The 16,626-nt window shown below is 73.1% G+C and carries 15 protein-coding genes; 8 read left to right on the top strand and 7 right to left on the bottom strand.

Features of this window, described 5'->3' with window-relative positions:
- Window positions 1–113: 113 nt before the first annotated feature.
- The 3 genes from ACTRO_RS17175 (at window position 114) to ACTRO_RS17185 (ending at window position 4,626) form a co-directional block, all read left to right on the top strand.
- Entirely contained in the window at window positions 114–3,332 is a 3,219-nt protein-coding gene (locus ACTRO_RS17175; RefSeq protein WP_034264199.1) for a DEAD/DEAH box helicase, read from the top strand.
- A 55-nt stretch (window positions 3,333–3,387) separates the two neighbouring features.
- Entirely contained in the window at window positions 3,388–4,173 is a 786-nt protein-coding gene (locus ACTRO_RS17180) for an SWIM zinc finger family protein (protein WP_051450975.1), read from the top strand.
- A gap of 108 nt (window positions 4,174–4,281) precedes the next feature.
- Window positions 4,282–4,626, top strand: a complete 345-nt coding sequence (locus ACTRO_RS17185; RefSeq protein ID WP_034264205.1) for a hypothetical protein — start codon at window positions 4,282–4,284, stop codon at window positions 4,624–4,626.
- Window positions 4,627–4,680: 54 nt separating this feature from the next.
- Here ACTRO_RS17185 and ACTRO_RS43495 read toward each other — a convergent pair whose 3' ends face one another.
- Genes ACTRO_RS43495 through ACTRO_RS17200 form a run of 3 tightly spaced genes read right to left on the bottom strand, consistent with a single transcriptional unit; the run spans window position 4,681 to window position 6,638 of the window.
- Window positions 4,681–5,157 carry a hypothetical protein gene (locus ACTRO_RS43495; protein WP_157436308.1) on the bottom strand — a complete coding sequence of 159 codons (477 nt, stop codon included), beginning with the start codon at window positions 5,155–5,157 and terminating at the stop codon, window positions 4,681–4,683.
- A gap of 42 nt (window positions 5,158–5,199) precedes the next feature.
- The gene (locus ACTRO_RS17195; protein ID WP_034264207.1) at window positions 5,200–6,339 is read right to left on the bottom strand and encodes a flotillin family protein; all 1,140 of its coding nucleotides are present in this window, start codon (window positions 6,337–6,339) and stop codon (window positions 5,200–5,202) included.
- Between the two features lie 56 nt (window positions 6,340–6,395).
- The gene (locus ACTRO_RS17200) at window positions 6,396–6,638 is read right to left on the bottom strand and encodes a hypothetical protein (RefSeq protein WP_034275287.1); all 243 of its coding nucleotides are present in this window, start codon (window positions 6,636–6,638) and stop codon (window positions 6,396–6,398) included.
- 205 nt (window positions 6,639–6,843) lie between these two features.
- Between ACTRO_RS17200 and ACTRO_RS17205 the strand changes: the two genes are divergently transcribed.
- Both ACTRO_RS17205 and ACTRO_RS17210 read left to right on the top strand, forming a co-directional pair.
- Window positions 6,844–8,076, top strand: coding sequence for a multidrug effflux MFS transporter (locus tag ACTRO_RS17205; RefSeq protein WP_051450977.1), 1,233 nt, complete (start codon window positions 6,844–6,846; stop codon window positions 8,074–8,076).
- A 2-nt stretch (window positions 8,077–8,078) separates the two neighbouring features.
- Window positions 8,079–8,732 (top strand): NAD(P)-dependent oxidoreductase, encoded by a 654-nt coding sequence (locus ACTRO_RS17210; RefSeq protein WP_034264209.1) that lies wholly within the window; start codon window positions 8,079–8,081, stop codon window positions 8,730–8,732.
- Between the two features lie 95 nt (window positions 8,733–8,827).
- Here ACTRO_RS17210 and der read toward each other — a convergent pair whose 3' ends face one another.
- From der to aroH, 4 genes are all read right to left on the bottom strand, one after another.
- Entirely contained in the window at window positions 8,828–10,285 is a 1,458-nt protein-coding gene (gene der, locus ACTRO_RS17215) for a ribosome biogenesis GTPase Der (protein WP_051450978.1), read from the bottom strand.
- Between the two features lie 125 nt (window positions 10,286–10,410).
- A complete protein-coding gene (gene cmk, locus ACTRO_RS17220; protein ID WP_034264212.1) occupies window positions 10,411–11,112 on the bottom strand; it encodes a (d)CMP kinase in 702 nt (233 codons plus the stop codon).
- A 47-nt stretch (window positions 11,113–11,159) separates the two neighbouring features.
- Complete coding sequence (locus ACTRO_RS17225; protein WP_034264213.1) at window positions 11,160–12,254, bottom strand: prephenate dehydrogenase; 1,095 nt, start codon at window positions 12,252–12,254, stop codon at window positions 11,160–11,162.
- Window positions 12,255–12,321: 67 nt separating this feature from the next.
- Window positions 12,322–12,684, bottom strand: a complete 363-nt coding sequence (gene aroH / locus ACTRO_RS17230; RefSeq protein WP_034264216.1) for a chorismate mutase — start codon at window positions 12,682–12,684, stop codon at window positions 12,322–12,324.
- A 245-nt stretch (window positions 12,685–12,929) separates the two neighbouring features.
- Between aroH and ACTRO_RS17235 the strand changes: the two genes are divergently transcribed.
- From ACTRO_RS17235 to ald, 3 genes are all read left to right on the top strand, one after another.
- Window positions 12,930–14,585, top strand: coding sequence for a CTP synthase (locus tag ACTRO_RS17235; protein ID WP_211244685.1), 1,656 nt, complete (start codon window positions 12,930–12,932; stop codon window positions 14,583–14,585).
- Between the two features lie 46 nt (window positions 14,586–14,631).
- Complete coding sequence (locus ACTRO_RS17240) at window positions 14,632–15,264, top strand: NUDIX domain-containing protein (RefSeq protein ID WP_034264221.1); 633 nt, start codon at window positions 14,632–14,634, stop codon at window positions 15,262–15,264.
- A 199-nt stretch (window positions 15,265–15,463) separates the two neighbouring features.
- Window positions 15,464–16,579 (top strand): alanine dehydrogenase, encoded by a 1,116-nt coding sequence (gene ald, locus ACTRO_RS17245; RefSeq protein ID WP_034264224.1) that lies wholly within the window; start codon window positions 15,464–15,466, stop codon window positions 16,577–16,579.
- The last annotated feature ends 47 nt before the right edge of the window (window positions 16,580–16,626 follow it).

Below are 16,626 nucleotides of genomic sequence, written 5' to 3' on the forward strand. Positions count from 1 at the left end.
GGCCGCGGCCGGCGGGGCCGGACGGCGGCGGAGACCGCCGGGCCCCGCCATCGGTGGGCTACCCTGGAACTTTACGAACCTTCCGACGCCGGCGAGGGGAAACCAGGCGAGCGATGTACGTGCTGCACGCGCTGTTCAGCGAGGCCGGCTCCTGGGAGCTGTGGGCCGAGGATTCGCGGCGCGATCGGCACGCCCCGCCCGCCAGGAAGGGGCCGAAGGGTGCCCCCTCCCCCGCCGCGCGCCACCCTTTCGCCGCAGAACCCGCCGAGCTGGCCCGGGTGCTGGCCGGCGCCGGTCCGGCCGTGGCCGATTCACTGACCGGGGCCGACGTGCGCGGCGCGGTGCCGCTGGCGCTGCCCTCGGGAGCCCGCGGGCCGGTGCCGAGCGAGCGCCTCGCCCGGCTCGCCACCTCGGCCGCGCCGTCCGGGTCGGCCGACGCGCCGAAGCTGCGCGCCTGGATCGTGCCGACGCTGGTGCTCGACCCGGCCGCCGGCGCCGGGCTGCTCGACGCGCTCGGCGAGGACGACGTGCTCGCCGTCTACGACGAGGACGGGACCGAGCGGGAGCTGCCGCTCGACCCCACCGTCCGGTACGCGCACGCGGTCGCCACCTTCGCCGGGGCGCTGGTCGGCCGGGGGGCGCTGCGTCCGACGCTCGGCTACGACCCGGAGGCCGAGGGCTACTTCGCCGGCTGGGTGCCGGACTACACGCTGGAGACGGCGGCGCATCGGCGGTCCCTGGTCGCGGCGATGCCTCCGTCCTTCCGCTGCCAGCTTCTCAACGACTCCCTGGACGGACGCAGGGCCGGCGAGGTTTTCGACGGGGCGCTCGAGGCGCTGGTCGACGCGTACGCGACGGCGGCGTTCACCGGGCCGCACGGCTTGCACGGCGAGCCGCTGGCCCCGCCCCTGCGCGGCAGCCGGCCGACCGTGGAGCGGCTCTGGCTGGACGCGCTGACCTCGGCCAAGAGCCGGCGGCTGGACTCGGAGCTGCTCTCTCCGGATGCGGCGGACGAGCTGATCGACCTGCTCGAGGCCTGGACGAGCGCGCCGCAGGACGAGGCCGGGCCGGTGCGCACCTGCTTCCGGCTGCGCGATCCGGGCCAGCAGGAGCACGACGTCGAGGACTGGACGGTCGAGCTGCTGCTGGCCTCCACCCAGGACCCGTCGCTGCTCGCCACCGCGCCGGAGGTCTGGCACCGCAGCGGCGCGGCCCGGGTGCTGCGGCAGTCCGGGGTGGATCCGCAGCAGGCGTTGCTGCAGGGTCTGGGCCGGGCGGCGCGGTACTTCCCCGAGCTCGACGAGGCGCTGCGCCAGCCGCGACCGGTCTCGGTCTCGCTCACCGCGGGCCAGGCGCTGAACTTCCTGCGGCGGGTCGCCCCGGCGCTGCGCGAGCGCGGCTTCGGCGTGCTGCTGCCGCCGTGGTGGGCCGGGCGGCGCAAGCGGATCTCGCTCACCCTGCACACCGACTCCACCTCGCCGCAGCCGGGCGCGGCCGAGCTCGACGCGAAGTTCGGTCTCAAGGAGCTGGTCGAGTACCGCTGGCAGGCCGCGATCGGGGCGACGGAACTGACCGAGGCCGAGTTCCTGGAGCTCGCCGCGGCCAAGTCCGACCTGGTCAAGCTGCGCGGCGAGTGGGTCGAGGTGGACACGGCGCGGCTGGCCGCGGCCGCCGAGGCGGTGGGCCGGCACCAGTCCGGCACGATGACGGCGGCCGAGGTGCTCAACCGGGCCATGCACGGCCTGGACCAGCAGCGGCTGCCGCGTTCGCTGCGGGACCAGCCGCTGGAGGTCAAGGTCAGCTCGACCGGCTGGCTCGGCGATCTGCTCGCCGGCACGGCCGAGCAGCGGTACGCGATGGCCGGCACGCCGCGCGGGCTCAAGGCGACGCTGCGGCCGTATCAACGTCGCGGCGTCGGCTGGCTGACCTTCATGGACGGTCTCGGGCTGGGCGCGATCCTGGCCGATGACATGGGTCTGGGCAAGACCGTGCAGGTGCTCGCGGTGCTCGAGCAGGAGCGTGCCGAAGCGGGCCGGCGCCGGATCGAGCCGACGCTGCTGGTGTGCCCGATGTCGCTCGTGGCCAACTGGCAGCGGGAGGCCGAGCGGTTCACCCCGCGGCTTCGCGTCCACGTGCACCACGGTTCGGAGCGGCTCAGCGGCACCGAGTTCCACGACGCCGTGCGCGGGGTGCACCTGGTGGTCACCACGTACGCGCTGGCCTTGCGCGACCGGGCGCAGCTGAGCGAGGTGGAGTGGCGCCGGATCGTGCTGGACGAGGCACAGGCGATCAAGAACGCGGCGACGAAGCAGGCCAAGGCCGTGCGCTCGTTGCGCGCGCCGCGCCGGATCGCGCTCAGCGGCACCCCGGTGGAGAACCGGCTGGCCGACCTGTGGTCGCTGATGGAGTTCGCCAACCCCGGCCTGCTGGGCACGGCCGAACAGTTCAAGGACCGCTTCGCCCGGCCGATCGAGCGCGGCAACGAAGGGGCCGAGGCGGCGGAGGCGCGGCTGCGCCAGGCCACCTCGTCCTTCATCCTGCGACGGGTCAAGACCGATCCGGCGATCATCAGCGACCTGCCGGAGAAGGTCGAGATGAAGGTGGTGTGCAACCTGACCCGGGAGCAGGCCAGCCTGTATCAGAGCACGGTCGACCAGATGCTCGCGGCGATCCAGGGTTCGAAGGAGGGCATCGCCAAGAAGGGCATGGTGCTGGCGATGCTCACCCGGCTCAAGCAGATCTGCGACCACCCGGCCCTGTTCCTCAAGGACGGCTCGCGCCTGGCCGGCCGCTCCGGCAAGCTGGCCCGGGTCGAAGAACTCTGCGACGAGGTGCTCGCGGCGGGCGAGAAGGCGCTGCTGTTCACCCAGTACGCCGAGTTCGGCGGGATGCTCCAGGCGCACCTGTCCGAGCGGTTCGGCCGGCCGGTCTCGTTCCTGCACGGCGGGGTGGGCAAGCCGGCCCGGGACGCGATGGTGCGCGCCTTCGAGGAGGCGGACGGACCGCCGCTGTTCGTGCTCTCGCTCAAGGCGGGCGGGGTGGGCCTGAACCTGACAGCGGCCAACCACGTGGTGCACGTGGACCGGTGGTGGAACCCGGCGGTGGAGAACCAGGCGACCGACCGGGCGTTCCGGATCGGCCAGCGGCGCAACGTGCAGGTGCGCAAGCTGATGTGCGCCGGCACGCTGGAGGAGCGGATCGACCGGGTGATCGAGGACAAGAAGGGCCTGGCCGAGCGGATCGTGGGCACCGGCGAGGGCTGGCTGACCGAGCTCTCGGTCAACCAGCTGCGCGACCTGGTGCTGCTCTCGGGCGACGCGGTCTCGGAATGAAGTACGGATTGCAGCGCGGAATGAACTGCGGACGCGGGCGGACGGAGGTGCGCGGATGACGGCGACCCAGGGCGGTGCGGGACCGGTCTCACACCGCTGGTCGAAGCGGCTGATCATGGTGCTGGAGGGGTTCAGCGACCGGGAGCGGCTGCACCGCGGCCGCACCTACGCGGCCAGCGGGGACGTGGAGGACCTCGACGTGCGGCCGGGCGAGGTCTACGCCAGCGTGCGCGGCACCAGGCGGCGGCCCTACAGCGTGACCATCCGGATCAGCGTGCTGACACCTGATCAGTGGTCCCGGGTGGAGCGGATGATGGCCGCCCGCACCGACCTCTACACCCCGCTGCTCGAGGGCCGGATGCCAGAACACGTGGAGGACGTCTTCCACGACACCGGCCTCTCGCTCTACCCGAGCCGGCGCGAGTTCGACGCCGACTGCACCTGCCCCGACCTGGTGCGCCCGTGCAAGCACATCGCGGCCACCTGCTACGTGCTGGCCGACCGCCTCGACCAGGACCCGTTCGACCTGATGCTCTGGCGCGGCCGGCGCAAGATCGACCTGCAGCGCCGGCTCGAGTCGCTGCGGGACGAGCAGTCCTGGGAGCAGTCCGAGACCGCCCCCGAGCCGGAGGACGTGCCGCTGGCGGAGGCGCTCGGCGGGTTCTGGTCCGGGACGCAGCCGCTGCCGGCGCTGCCCGCCGCCCCGGAGGAGGCGCGGCCCGGCGCGATCCTGGACCGGCTCGGGCCGCTCGGCGTCGGCGTCTCGGGCGAGGGCGGCCGGGGCGAGCCGGACCTGACCGACCTGCTGCGCCCGGCGTACGACGCGCTGGCCCGCGGCTGAGGCTGAGGCTGAGGCTGAGGGCAGACCGAGAACCACGAGCCGGGGCAGGGCCGGAAGGCGGGGCCGCGACGCCTGGCGTGGCCTGGGGCGAGCTGCTAATTTCGCCGGGTGACCTCGAAGCCGAAGCAGCCGCACGCGCAGGCGCACATCGACGAGTTGCAGTCGTGGGCGGCGAGGGAGAACCGGACCGGCGCCCGGCCCGTGCCCGACCCGGCCGACACCGCGATGACGTTCTCCGTCGCCGCGCCGGCGCGCGACAACGGCCGCGTGGCGGAACGGACCCCGGCCCCGTGGGGCGGATCGCTGCTGCCCAAGGTGCTGATGGTGGCCGGGCTGGGCATCGTCGGCTACGTGGTGTACTCCTTCATCGTCGGCCTGCTGATGATGCTGGTGCTGGTGGCGGGCGCGGCCGCCGTGGCCTACCTGCTCTTCCGGTTCGCGCGCCGGCACTGACGGCGGGACCCGGCGAGGGCGGTCGACCGGCCGACCTGCTGACGCGCGGGTGGATCAGGACAATGCCTTGGCTTGGATCAGCTCGGCGACGAGGCTGATCGCCTCGGTGCGGCCGGCGGACTCCGCCGCGTCGCGCAGCTCGGAGAGCTTGTCGACCACGTCGTGCACGTCGGTGTCCTGATGAGCGGCCTCGTCCAGGTCGAGTACGACCACTGATTCGTCGGCGTAGTGCACCCGGCCGTCCCGGAAGACCACCAGGGCCTTGCTGCCCGCCGCCGACTTGGCCGAGCGGGGCGCGCTCTTGCGCTTCTTCACCTTGGCCGCCGGCTCGGGTTCGGGCTCAGGCTCCGGCCCCGATTCCGGCTCGGTTGTCGGCTCCGGCTCGGCGCCGCGCTGCTCCGGAACCTCGGGCTCGGCCGCGTCCTCAGGCTCCGCCGCGGCTTCCGCTTCCGCCTCCGGCTCCGGCTCCACCGACACCGAGGCCGAGGTCCCGTTCGGGACCTCGGCCTCGGCTGCGTTCTGACTGCTCATCACGTCCATGCCCGGACCAACGAACGAGGTCCGGGCCGGTTACTACGCCCGGTCGTCCTCGATCCGGACCCGCTCGACCTCGGCGCCGGTGCCGTTCTGCTCGATGGTCTGGCCGAGGCCCGACTTGACCGAGTCCAGAATGGTAAGGCCCTGGCTCACCAGGCCGGCCGCGATCTGGCCGAGGCCGTCCGCGCCGTTGAGCACGTTGATGTTCGCGCCCTGCAGGCCGTTGGCGGCCTCGCGGACGATCTGCGGCAGCTGGTCGATGATCATCTTGTCCAGCGCGACCCGGCCGTTCGAGGCGGCCGCCTCGGCCTGGATCCGCATCCGGTCCGCCTCGGCCTGGGCCAGCACCTTGATGCGCGCGGCCTCCGCCTCGGCGGGCTTGACCACCTCGGCCACCAGTTGCTGCTGGCGCAGCTCGGCGGCCCGCTGGGCCAGCTCGGTCTGCGCCGCGAGCACCTGCTGGGTGGCCTGGGCCTGGGCCAGCGGGCCGGCCTGCGCCGCCTCCGCCTGCGCCTTGTCTATCTGCGCCTTGTACTCGGCCTGGACCACGGCGGTCTGCCGGGCGTACTCGGCCCGCTGCCGCTCGGCGTCCTGCTCCGCCATGGACGAGGCCCGGGTCGCCTCGGCCTGCGCGACCTGCGCCTGCCGCCGGATCTCGGCCTTGTGCGGCGCGCTCATCGCCTCGATGTAGCCGCTGCCCATGTCGTCGATCGACTGGATCTGCAGCGAGTCCACCAGCAGGCCGATCTTCGCCATCTCCGCCTTCGAGGTGTCGAGCACCTCCTCGGCCAGCTTCTGCCGCTCGGTGATGATCTCCTCGACCGTCATCGAGCCGATGATCGAGCGCAGGTGGCCGGCGAAGATCCGCCCGGTCAGGATGCTCATCTGGCTCTGGTCCGAGAGGAACCGCTGGCCCGCGTTGACCACCGACTCCGGGTCGTTGCCCACCTTGAACGCGATCACCGCCTTGACCTGCAACGGGATCGCCTGCTTGGTGACGCAGGTCTCCGAGACCTCCGCCTCGCACATGGCCAGGGTCAGGAACCTGACCTTGCGGAAGACCGGCAGCACATAGGTGCCGTGCCCGGTCACCACCCGGAACGGTGCTCCGCCCTGCCGCCTCCCGCCAGAGATCAGCATCGCCTGGTCAGGGGCCGGCACCTTGTAGAACAACATGGTCGTCTCCGCCTACCTTCCGTCTTCCTCAACGCCGCGCTCCGGCTGCCGCCCGATCACGGCGCCACCCCTCCGGGAACCTCGAGCGGATCTTCCGGCCAGGGTACGACGTCCACCTCGCGCGGACCCCGTTTGGTGACCGCGAGCACCTGCGTCCCGCGTGGCAGGGCGTGTTCGGACCAGGCGATATAGGCCTCGGTCCCCCCGCTCACCCGCAACAGCGCCTCGCCGGGACCGCTCGCTCCGCGGGTGCCGATCGTGAGCACGCCGATCGCACCCAGAGCCGGCTCCTCGTGCACCGCCAGCCACACCCCTCACCCGTCGATCCAGGACGTCATCCGGACATCCACCCGTAACCGTACTCCTCGCCGACCGGGCCGGACAGGGGGGACGCGCGGCGCCGCGGGCAGCGGACCTGGGGCGTCGCCGAACGGATTTCCACCGCCGCAACCGGTAAGGGACAATCGTGATCTCCACCCCTTCATCCGCCCGGGAGACGCCCGCATGGCCCTGTCCGCCGAGTCCTTCGACGCGCTCGAGCCGGCCGCCGCACGCGCGCCGGCCGCGCAGCCGATCGTGCTGCTCGGCACGCTCAGCGCGCTGGCCGCGCTCTCGCTGGACATGTACGTGCCGGGGCTGCCCGCCCTCGCCGCCGACCTCGGCACCACCGCGTCGGCGGCGCAGCTCACCCTCACCGCCTGCCTGATCGGCCTCGCCCTCGGGCAGCTGCTAGCCGGGCCGCTGAGCGACGCGCGGGGACGGCGGCGGCCGGTGCTCACCGGGATGGCCCTGTACACGGCGGCCTCGGTGCTGTGCGCGCTGGCGCCCTCGATCTGGCTGCTGGTGCCGCTGCGGCTGGTGCAGGGCGCGGCCGGCGGGACCGCCATGGTGGTGGCCACGGCCGCGGTGCGCGACCGGGGCGAGGACGGCACCGGCACGGCCCGGCTGTTCGCGGCGCTGATGGTGGTCAACGGGCTCGCGCCGATCCTCGCGCCGGTGGTGGGCGGGCAGCTGCTGCACGTCACCGACTGGCGCGGGGTGTTCCTGGTGCTCGGCGGCGTGGGCGCGGTGCTGCTGGCGGCCTCGGCGCTGTGGTTCGGCGAGTCGCTGCCGGCCGAGCGGCGCCGGCGCGGGCTGGGGCCGCGCGCGCTGCTTCCGGTCTACCGCAGGGTGCTGGCGGACCGGGTTTTCCTGGGCTGCCTGCTCGGCAACGGCCTGGCCTTGGGCGCGATGTTCGGCTACATCTCCGGCTCCCCGTTCGTGCTCCAGGACATCCACGGCCTCACGGCGCAGCAGTACAGCCTGGTGTTCGCTTCCAACGGCGCCGGAATCGTGCTCGGCAGCCAGCTCAGCCGGATCCTGGTCGGCCGGTTCGGAGCCAGGGCCCTGATGCTGGCCGGGCTGTGCGGGACCGCGGCCGGCGGCGCCGGGGTGTGGGCCGCGGCGGTCACCGGCGCGGGGCTGCCGGTGCTGCTGCCGCTGCTGTTCGTGAACGTGGGCTGCCTCGGCCTGGTGCTGCCCAACGCCGGGGCGCTGGGCCTGGCCGCGCACGGCGACGCGGCCGGCGCGGCCGCCTCGCTGCTCGGGCCCACCCCGTACATCGTGGGCGCGTTGGCCTCTCCGCTCGTAGGCTTGGGCGGACGGCACGACGCGGCGCCGATGGGCGCGGTGATCGCGCTGTTCGACGCCGCCGCTCTGGGCGCGTTCGCGGTACTCGGCAGGAAGGCGAAGCAGTGACCATGGCGAAGATCGTGCTGTTCGGTGCCAGCGGGATGATCGGGAGCAGGGCGCTGGCCGAGGCGCTGGAGCGCGGGCACGAGGTGACCGCCGTGGTGCGCGATCCGACCCGGGTGACCGCCGCCCATCCGAACCTGGCCGTGGTGGCCGGCGACGTGACCGACCCGGCCACCGTCGCCCGGCTGGCCGAGGGCGCCGACGTGGTGGTCAGCGCGGTCTCCCAGCGCGGCCCCGGCGTGGACCAGACGGCCGCGTACGACGCGGTCGCGCGCGGCCTGGTCGAGGGCCTGCGCGCGCTCGACGGCCACACGCCGCGGCTGATCGTGGTGGGCGGCGCGGGCACGCTCGAGGTGGCGCCCGGGCAGCGGCTGGTGGACCAGCCCGGCTTCCCGGACGGCTACAAGCCCGAGGCGCTGGCGCACGGCGAGGTGCTCGCGAAGCTGCGCGGGGTGACCGACGTGAAGTGGGCCTACCTCAGCCCGGCCGCGGAGATCGCGCCGGGCGAGCGCACCGGCAGCTTCCGCGTCGGCGGGGACGCGCTGATGAGCGACGCGGAGGGCAAGAGCTTCATCACCGCCGAGGACTACGCCATCGCGCTGATCGACGAGGCGGAGTCGGGCAAGCACGTCGGCGAGCGCTTCAGCGTCGCCTACTGAGCGTACTGAGTCCGGGTCGGAGCCGAGCCCGGGCCCGAGCCGAAGCCCGAGCCGCCGGACCGCATCGGCGGCTCGGCGACTCGAGACCTGACGGACTACTTCTTGGCGCGCGCGCCGCGCTTCTCCCGCACCCGCACCGAGATCTCGATCGGGGTGCCGACGAAGCCGAACTCCTCGCGCAGCCGGCGCTCGATGAACCGGCGGTAGCCCGCCTCCAGGAAGCCGGAGGCGAACAGGACGAAGCGCGGCGGCTTGGCCGAGGGCTGGGTGCCGAACAGGATGCGCGGCTGCTTGCCGCCGCGCACCGGGTGCGGGTGCTCGGCCACGAGGGTGCCGAGGAAGGCGTTGAGCTTGCCGGTGGCGATGCGGGTCTCCCAGCCGCCGAGCGCGGCCTCGATCGCCGGGACCAGCTTGTCCACGTGCCGGCCGGTGGTGGCGGAGATGTTCACCCGCGGCGCCCACTGCACCTGGACCAGCTCCTGCTCGATCTCGCGCTCGAGGTAGTAGCGGCGCTCGTCGTCCAGGGTGTCCCACTTGTTGTAGGCGATCACCAGCGCGCGGCCGGCCTCGGAGACCTTCGAGATGATCCGCAGGTCCTGCTCGGCCAGCGACTCGCTCACGTCCACCAGCACGACCGCGACCTCGGCCTTCTCGATCGCGGCGGCGGTGCGCAGGGAGGCGTAGTAGTCGGCGCCGTAGGTCTGGTGCACGCGGCGGCGGATGCCTGCGGTGTCGACGAAGCGCCAGGTGCGCCCGCCGAGCTCGACCAGCTCGTCCACCGGGTCGCGGGTGGTGCCGGCCAGCGAGTCGACCACCACGCGCTCCTCCCCGGCCAGCCGGTTGAGCAGCGAGGACTTGCCCACGTTGGGCTTGCCGACGAGGGCGACCCGGCGCGGGCCGCCGAGCGGGGTGCCCAGCCGTTCGGCCGGCGGGCGCTCCGGCAGCGCGTCGAAGATCGCGTCGAGCAGGTCGCCCGAGCCGCGGCCGTGCATGGCCGAGACCGGGTGCGGCTCGCCCAGGCCGAGCGACCACAGCGCGGCCGCCTCGGCCTCCAGCTGCGGGTTGTCTGCCTTGTTGGCCACCAGCACGACCGGCTTCTTACCGCGTCGCAGCACCCGGACGAAGGCCTCGTCGGTGTCGGTCAGGCCGACCGTGGTGTCCACCACGAAGACCACCGCGTCGGCGAGCTCGACCGCGATCTCGGCCTGCTCGGCCACCCGCTTGTCCAGCCCGGCGACGTCCACCTCCCAGCCGCCGGTGTCCACCACGACGAACTGCCGGCCGGACCAGTTGGCCTCGTAGTACACCCGGTCCCGGGTGACGCCGGGCACGTCCTGCACGACCGCCTCGCGGCGGCCCAGGATCCGGTTGACCAGGGTGGACTTGCCCACGTTGGGGCGGCCGACGATGGCCAGCACCGGCAGCGGACCGCTGGCGCCGGCGAGCTCGGCCTCGGTGGCGCCGGACAGGTCCAGCGGCTCGGCGTTGCCGAATTCGTCGACGAACTCGCTCGGGTCGAACGGAGCGTCGAACGCGAACTCTTCGTCGTACATGCGGTTGGGATCCTCACCGGGCCGGGATGGCTAACCCCTCCATTGTGCCTGCTGCCGGACACCGCCTCGGCACGCGGCCGGATCGGCCCAGCTCAGCGCGGGATCAGCGGGCGGCCGACACCGGTTCAGCGCCCTTTGGCGAGCCCGACGATCTCCTCGACGACCTCGTCCAGGGTCAGATGGGTGCCGTCGACCACCACCGCGCCGGGCGCCGCGTCGAGCGGGCGGGTGGTCTTGGCGTCCTCGGCGTCGCGCCGGGCCAGCTCGGCCAGGGTCACCGCGGCCTCCCGGCCCCGGCCCGCGCCGGCGTGCTCGGCCTCGCGCCGGGCGGCGCGCACCGCCTGATCCGCCGTCAGATACACCTTGGTGGGGGCGATCGGCCACACGACCTCGGCGATGTCCCGGCCCTCCACCACGATCCCCGGGCCCTCGGCCACGGCCGAGCGCACGCACTCGCGCTGGGCCTCGATCAGCCGGGTGCGCACCGCGTGCACCCCGGCCACCTTGGAGACCGCCGCGTCCACCTCGGCCGAGCGGATCTCGTCCACCAGCACCCGGCCGTCCACGGTGATGCCGTACCCGTCCGGGTCGGTGGCCGAGGCCAGCTGCGGCAGCAGGCTGGCCGCGGCCACCGCGTCGGCGTCGGTCGTCTCCACCCCGTGCTCGAGCATCCACCAGGTCAGCGCCCGGTACTGGGCGCCGGTGTCGAGGTAGCGCAGCCCGAGCCGCCGGGCCACACCGCGCGAGGTGCTCGACTTGCCCGAGCCCGATGGTCCGTCGATGGCGATCACGATCCCGCCGCCGCGCTCGTCCTGTGAAGGCGACACGCCTACTCCTCGCTGTCCTGCGTCCATTTCTCCGCCCACGATCACGCTCAGGCCTGTACGGTCCAGCCGCGCTCGGCCAGGCGCTCGGACAGGCCGGGCGCCGCGTCCGGATCAACGTACAGGGTGACCAGACCGACCTGCTGCCCGGGTGAATGCTCGATGGTCAGATCCTCGATGTTGACCCCGGCCGCGCCGGCCGCCGCGAAGAGCCGGGCCAGCTCGCCCGGGGCGTCCCCGATGACCACCGGCACCGCGGCGTACGCGGCCCGGGGCGCGCCGTGCTTGCCCGGGATCCGGGCCACCCCGGAGTTGCCCCGGCGCAGCTGCCCGACCAGCCCGGTCCCGGCCTCCGGGGCCAGCGCCGCGCCCTTGTCGGCGATCGCGCGCAGGTCGGCGATCACCGCGCCGAGGTCCCCGGCGTACTCCTCGAGCACGTCCGCGACCGCGCCGGCGTTGGCGCTGAGGATCTCCAGCCACAGCTCCGGGTCGCCCGCGGCGATCCGGGTGACATCGCGCACACCCTGCCCGGCGATGCGCGCGGCGTCCTCGGTGGCGTACTCGAGCCGGGCCGCCATCAGCGCCGAGACCAGGTGCGGGGCGTGCGAGATCAGCGCGACGGCGCGGTCGTGCTCGGCCGGGTCCATCACCACCGGCACCGAGCCGCACAGCGAGACCAGCTCCAGCGCGCGGTTGAGCGCCTCCCGGCCGGTGTCCGCGGTCGGGGTCAGCACCCACGGCCGGCCCTCGAACAGGTCGGCCCGGGCGGCCAGCGGCCCGCTCTTCTCCCGGCCGGCCAGCGGGTGCCCGCCGATGTACGAGGCGGTGTCCAGGCCGCGGGCGACGGCGTCGGCGACCGGGCCGCCCTTGACCGAGCACACGTCGGTGTAGCAGCGGGCCAGGCCGCGCCGCTGCGCCTCGGCCAGCGCCGAGGCCACGTGCGCCGGCGGCACGGCGAGCACGGCCAGGTCGGCCGGCTGCCCGGCGCCCTCGGGCGCGAGCAGCGTGCCGGCGCCCAGCGAGGCGGCCGTGCGCACGGCGTCCTGGTCCCGGTCCTCGAGCAGCACCAGCACGCCGTGCCGGCTCAGCGCCAGCGCGACCGAAGTGCCGACCAGGCCGGTGCCGATCACTACCGCGGTTTTCATCAGTTCCCTCAACATGGCTCGGGACGTGGTACAGGTCTTGAGATTCCGGCGCGGGCGCGCCCGGGAGCTACTGCGCGATGTCGCGGCGCAGCACGGCCGCGCCGCCCAGATAGACGTGCCTGACCTCGGCCTTGGCCCGCATCGTCTCCACGTGCGCGAGGACGCGCACCACCCGGGGCAGCGCGTCCGGCTTGGCGATCTCGGTCGCGCACAGCAGCGGAGTGTCGGCCAGGCCCAGCTCGCGGGCGGCCAGCGCCGGGAACTCGCTGGTCAGGTCCGGGGTGGCGGTGAACAGCAGGGAGATGACGTCGTCCGGGGTGAGCGCGTTGGCCTCGAGCAGCGCCGTCACCAGCTCGGTCGTCGCGGCCAGCACCTGCTCGCGCCGGTCCGCGGCCACCTGGACCGCGCCGCGCACCGCCCTGACCGCCACTCGCGTCTTCACCGCCTCGTCGAGCCCGTCCCGCCCCCCGCGCGCCGCGGCGGTCGTCGTCCGGGCCAGGGTATCCGGGGGTGGGCCCGGGCCGCCAACGCTCGCCGGCCGGCCGTCCTCACCCGTACGAGTACACCGGCTGACGAACTCCCGGCGGCTTGCTGATAAGCTGGTAGCCCGTGGATGCGTAAGGCCGTGCCCCACCCGGCCACCCCTCGAAACCCCACGGGAGCCCCGCGTTGGCAGTGTCCAGCAAGACCAAGCACCTCTTCGTCACCGGCGGCGTCGCCTCCTCGCTCGGCAAGGGTTTGACGGCATCCAGCCTCGGCGCGCTGCTCAAAGCCCGCGGGCTGCGGGTGACCATGCAGAAGCTGGACCCCTATCTCAACGTCGACCCCGGCACGATGAACCCGTTCCAGCACGGCGAGGTCTTCGTCACCGACGACGGCGCCGAGACCGACCTCGACATCGGCCACTACGAGCGCTTCCTCGACACCGATCTGCACGGCTCGGCCAACGTCACCACCGGCCAGGTCTACTCCTCGGTGATCGCCAAGGAGCGCCGCGGCGAGTACCTCGGCGACACCGTTCAGGTCATCCCGCACATCACCAACGAGATCAAGTCCCGGATCCTGGCGATGGACGGCGCCGACGTGGACATCGTGATCACCGAGATCGGCGGCACCGTCGGCGACATCGAGTCGCTCCCGTTCCTCGAGGCGGCCCGGCAGGTGCGGCACGAGATCGGCCGCGGCAACTGCTTCTTCCTGCACATCTCGCTGGTGCCCTACATCGGGCCGTCCGGCGAGCTCAAGACCAAGCCGACCCAGCACTCGGTGGCGGCGCTGCGCTCCATCGGCATCCAGCCGGACGCGATCGTGTGCCGCGCCGACCGGCCGATCCCGGACTCGATCAAGCGCAAGATCTCGCTGATGTGCGACGTGGACGAGGAGGCCGTGGCCACCGCCGCGGACGCCCCGTCCATCTACGACATCCCCAAGGTGCTGCACGCCGAGGGCCTCGACGCGTACGTGGTGCGCCGGCTGGACCTGCCGTTCCGGGACGTGGACTGGACGGTGTGGGACGAGCTGCTGCGCCGGGTGCACGACCCCGAGCACGAGGTGACCGTCGCGCTGGTGGGCAAGTACATCGACCTGCCGGACGCCTACCTGTCGGTGACCGAGGCGCTGCGCGCGGGCGGCTTCGCGAACAACACCCGGGTCACCATCAAGTGGGTGCCGTCGGACGACTGCCGCACCGACGAAGGCGCCCGCGCCGCGCTGGCCTACGTGGACGCGGTGTGCATCCCGGGCGGCTTCGGCGTGCGCGGGATCGAGGGCAAGATCAACGCGGTCAAGTACGCCCGCGAGCACAAGGTGCCGATCCTGGGGCTGTGCCTGGGCCTGCAGTGCATGGTGATCGAGGCGGCCCGGAACCTGGCCGGGATCGAGGGCGCGGGCTCGTCGGAGTTCGACGAGAACACCGCGCACCCGGTGATCTCGACCATGGCGGACCAGGTGGACATCCTGGCCGGCGGCGACCTGGGCGGCACGATGCGCCTGGGCCTGTACCCGGCGGCGCTGCAGGAGGGCTCGATCGTGCGCGAGGTCTACGGCGGCGTGGCCAAGATCGAGGAGCGGCACCGGCACCGCTACGAGGTCAACAACGCCTACCGGGACCGGATCGCGCAGGGCGGCCTGGTGTTCTCGGGCACCTCGCCGGACGGCCGGCTGGTCGAGTACATCGAGCTGCCGCGCGAGACGCACCCGTACTTCGTGGCCACCCAGGCGCACCCGGAGCTGCGCTCCCGTCCGACCCGGCCGCACCCGCTGTTCGTCGGGCTGGTCGCGGCGGCCGTGGCCCGCAGCTCCGGCGCGGAGTCGGCGGCCGGGGCCGTCTGACGCGGGCTCGGCCCGGTCGGGGCCGGAACCGGGCAGAATCTGAGCCATGGTGAAGTACGAGTTCGAGGACATCCCGGAGCACTGGCCGGTGCTGGAGAGCCGGGTGCTGGCCGAGGGCGGCATCACGGACTACCGCGAGGACCTGGTGCGGATGGTCGACGGCACGAAGGGCCGGCGGCAGTACACCACGCACCACGGCGCGGTGGCCGTGCTCGCGCTGGACGAGCAGGACCGGATGCTGACGCTGCGTCAGTACCGTCACCCGGTGCGGCTGCTGATGTGGGAACTGCCCGCCGGGCTGCTCGACCAGCCCGGGGAGCACCCGCGCGAGGCGGCCGAGCGGGAGCTGTTCGAGGAGGCGTACCTGGTGGCGGACGACTGGCGGGTGCTGGTCGACTACCGCAACTCCACCGGCACCTCGGACGAGGCGACCCGGGTCTTCCTGGCGCACGGGGTGCGCGAGGCCACCGGCGAGCGGTACGCGCGCACGGCCGAGGAGGCGGGCATCGTGGCGCAGTGGGTGCCGGTCTCCGAGATGCTCGGGCAGGTGCTCGCCGGCCGGATCGGCACCTCCTCCATCGTGGCGGCCGTCTGTGCCCTGACGGCGGCCCGGGCACAGCCGGGCGGGATCGACGCGCTGCGCCCGGCGGACGCGCCCTGGCCGGCCCGCCCCTTCTGAATCTGACGAAGAATCCCGCCCCTGGCCTTGCATATCAAGGCCAGGGGCACTTTCTTCCTAAGAAGCAAGACGGAACCTGCCGACACTTCGTCGGGGCTTGCTGGAAACGCGGTGCACGATGTAAGGCGTTTCACGGCGGGGAGCGCATTAGGCTACGCGGCAGATCCCTACCCAGTTCCCCCCTCTTGGACGGTTCGTCGTGAAGGTCGGTATTCCCCGAGAAGTCAAGAACCACGAGTATCGCGTCGCGATCACCCCCGCCGGTGTGCACGAGCTCGTCCAGCACGGGCACGAGGTGTTCGTCGAGACCGACGCCGGGGTGGGCTCCTCCATCCCGAACGAGGAGTACGCGGCGGCCGGGGCGGCCATACTGCCGAGCGCGGACGAGATCTGGGCCACCGGCGAGCTGATCCTGAAGGTCAAGGAGCCGATCGCGTCCGAGTACCACCGGATGCGCGCGGACCAGACCCTGTTCACCTACCTGCACCTGGCCGCCTCGCGCGAGTGCACGGACGCGCTGCTGCAGGCCGGCACCACCGCCATCGCCTACGAGACGGTGCAGCTGCCCAACGGCGCGCTGCCGCTGCTCGCCCCCATGTCCGAGGTGGCCGGCCGGCTCGCCCCGCAGGTCGGCGCGTACAACCTGATGCGCTTCTCCGGCGGCCGCGGCGTGCTGCCGGGCGGCGTGCCGGGCGTGACCCCGGCCCAGTGCGTGGTCGTCGGCGCGGGCGTGTCCGGCTGGCACGCGGCCACCATCGCGATCGGCATGGGCTTCGACGTGACCCTGCTCGACCGCGACATCACCAAGCTGCGCGAGGCCGACAAGGTCTTCGGCAACCGGGTCAAGACGCAGGCCTCGAACGCCTACAACCTCGAGCGCGCCTGCCTGACCGCCGACCTGGTGGTCGGCGCGGTGCTGATCCCGGGCGCCAAGGCGCCGAAGCTGGTGACCAACGAGCTGGTGTCCCGGATGAAGCCGGGCTCGGTGCTGGTGGACATCGCCATCGACCAGGGCGGCTGCTTCGAGGACTCGCACCCGACCACGCACGCCGAGCCCACCTTCAAGGTGCACGAGTCGGTTTTCTACTGCGTGGCCAACATGCCGGGCGCGGTGGCGAACACCTCCACCTTCGCGCTCACCAACGTCACCCTGCCGTACGCGGTGGAGCTGGCCAACAAGGGCTGGCGCGAAGCCTGCCGCTCGGACCACGCGCTCGCCCTGGGTCTCAACACCCATCAGGGCGAGCTCACCTACGCCCCGGTCGCCGACGCTCACGGACTCGGCCACCTCAAGCTGGACGAGGTGCTCTCCTAAGAGCCCGGACTCCCAGCAGGGGCAGACGACAGCGCCCCGGTTCCGCG

The organism is Actinospica robiniae DSM 44927, assembly GCF_000504285.1.
Classification (GTDB): Bacteria; Actinomycetota; Actinomycetes; order Streptomycetales; family Catenulisporaceae; genus Actinospica; species Actinospica robiniae.

What these genes read in the sequence shown, in the direction of transcription:
- ACTRO_RS17175 (WP_034264199.1), top strand. Translation starts at nt 114, where the DNA reads ATGTACGTGCTGCACGCGCTGTTCAGCGAGGCCGGCTCCTGGGAGCTG.
- ACTRO_RS17180 (WP_051450975.1), top strand. Translation starts at nt 3,388, where the DNA reads ATGACGGCGACCCAGGGCGGTGCGGGACCGGTCTCACACCGCTGGTCG.
- ACTRO_RS43495 (WP_157436308.1), bottom strand. Translation starts at nt 5,157, where the DNA reads ATGAGCAGTCAGAACGCAGCCGAGGCCGAGGTCCCGAACGGGACCTCG.
- ACTRO_RS17195 (WP_034264207.1), bottom strand. Translation starts at nt 6,339, where the DNA reads ATGTTGTTCTACAAGGTGCCGGCCCCTGACCAGGCGATGCTGATCTCT.
- ACTRO_RS17205 (WP_051450977.1), top strand. Translation starts at nt 6,844, where the DNA reads ATGGCCCTGTCCGCCGAGTCCTTCGACGCGCTCGAGCCGGCCGCCGCA.
- ACTRO_RS17210 (WP_034264209.1), top strand. Translation starts at nt 8,079, where the DNA reads ATGGCGAAGATCGTGCTGTTCGGTGCCAGCGGGATGATCGGGAGCAGG.
- der (WP_051450978.1), bottom strand. Translation starts at nt 10,285, where the DNA reads ATGTACGACGAAGAGTTCGCGTTCGACGCTCCGTTCGACCCGAGCGAG.
- ACTRO_RS17225 (WP_034264213.1), bottom strand. Translation starts at nt 12,254, where the DNA reads ATGAAAACCGCGGTAGTGATCGGCACCGGCCTGGTCGGCACTTCGGTC.
- ACTRO_RS17240 (WP_034264221.1), top strand. Translation starts at nt 14,632, where the DNA reads ATGGTGAAGTACGAGTTCGAGGACATCCCGGAGCACTGGCCGGTGCTG.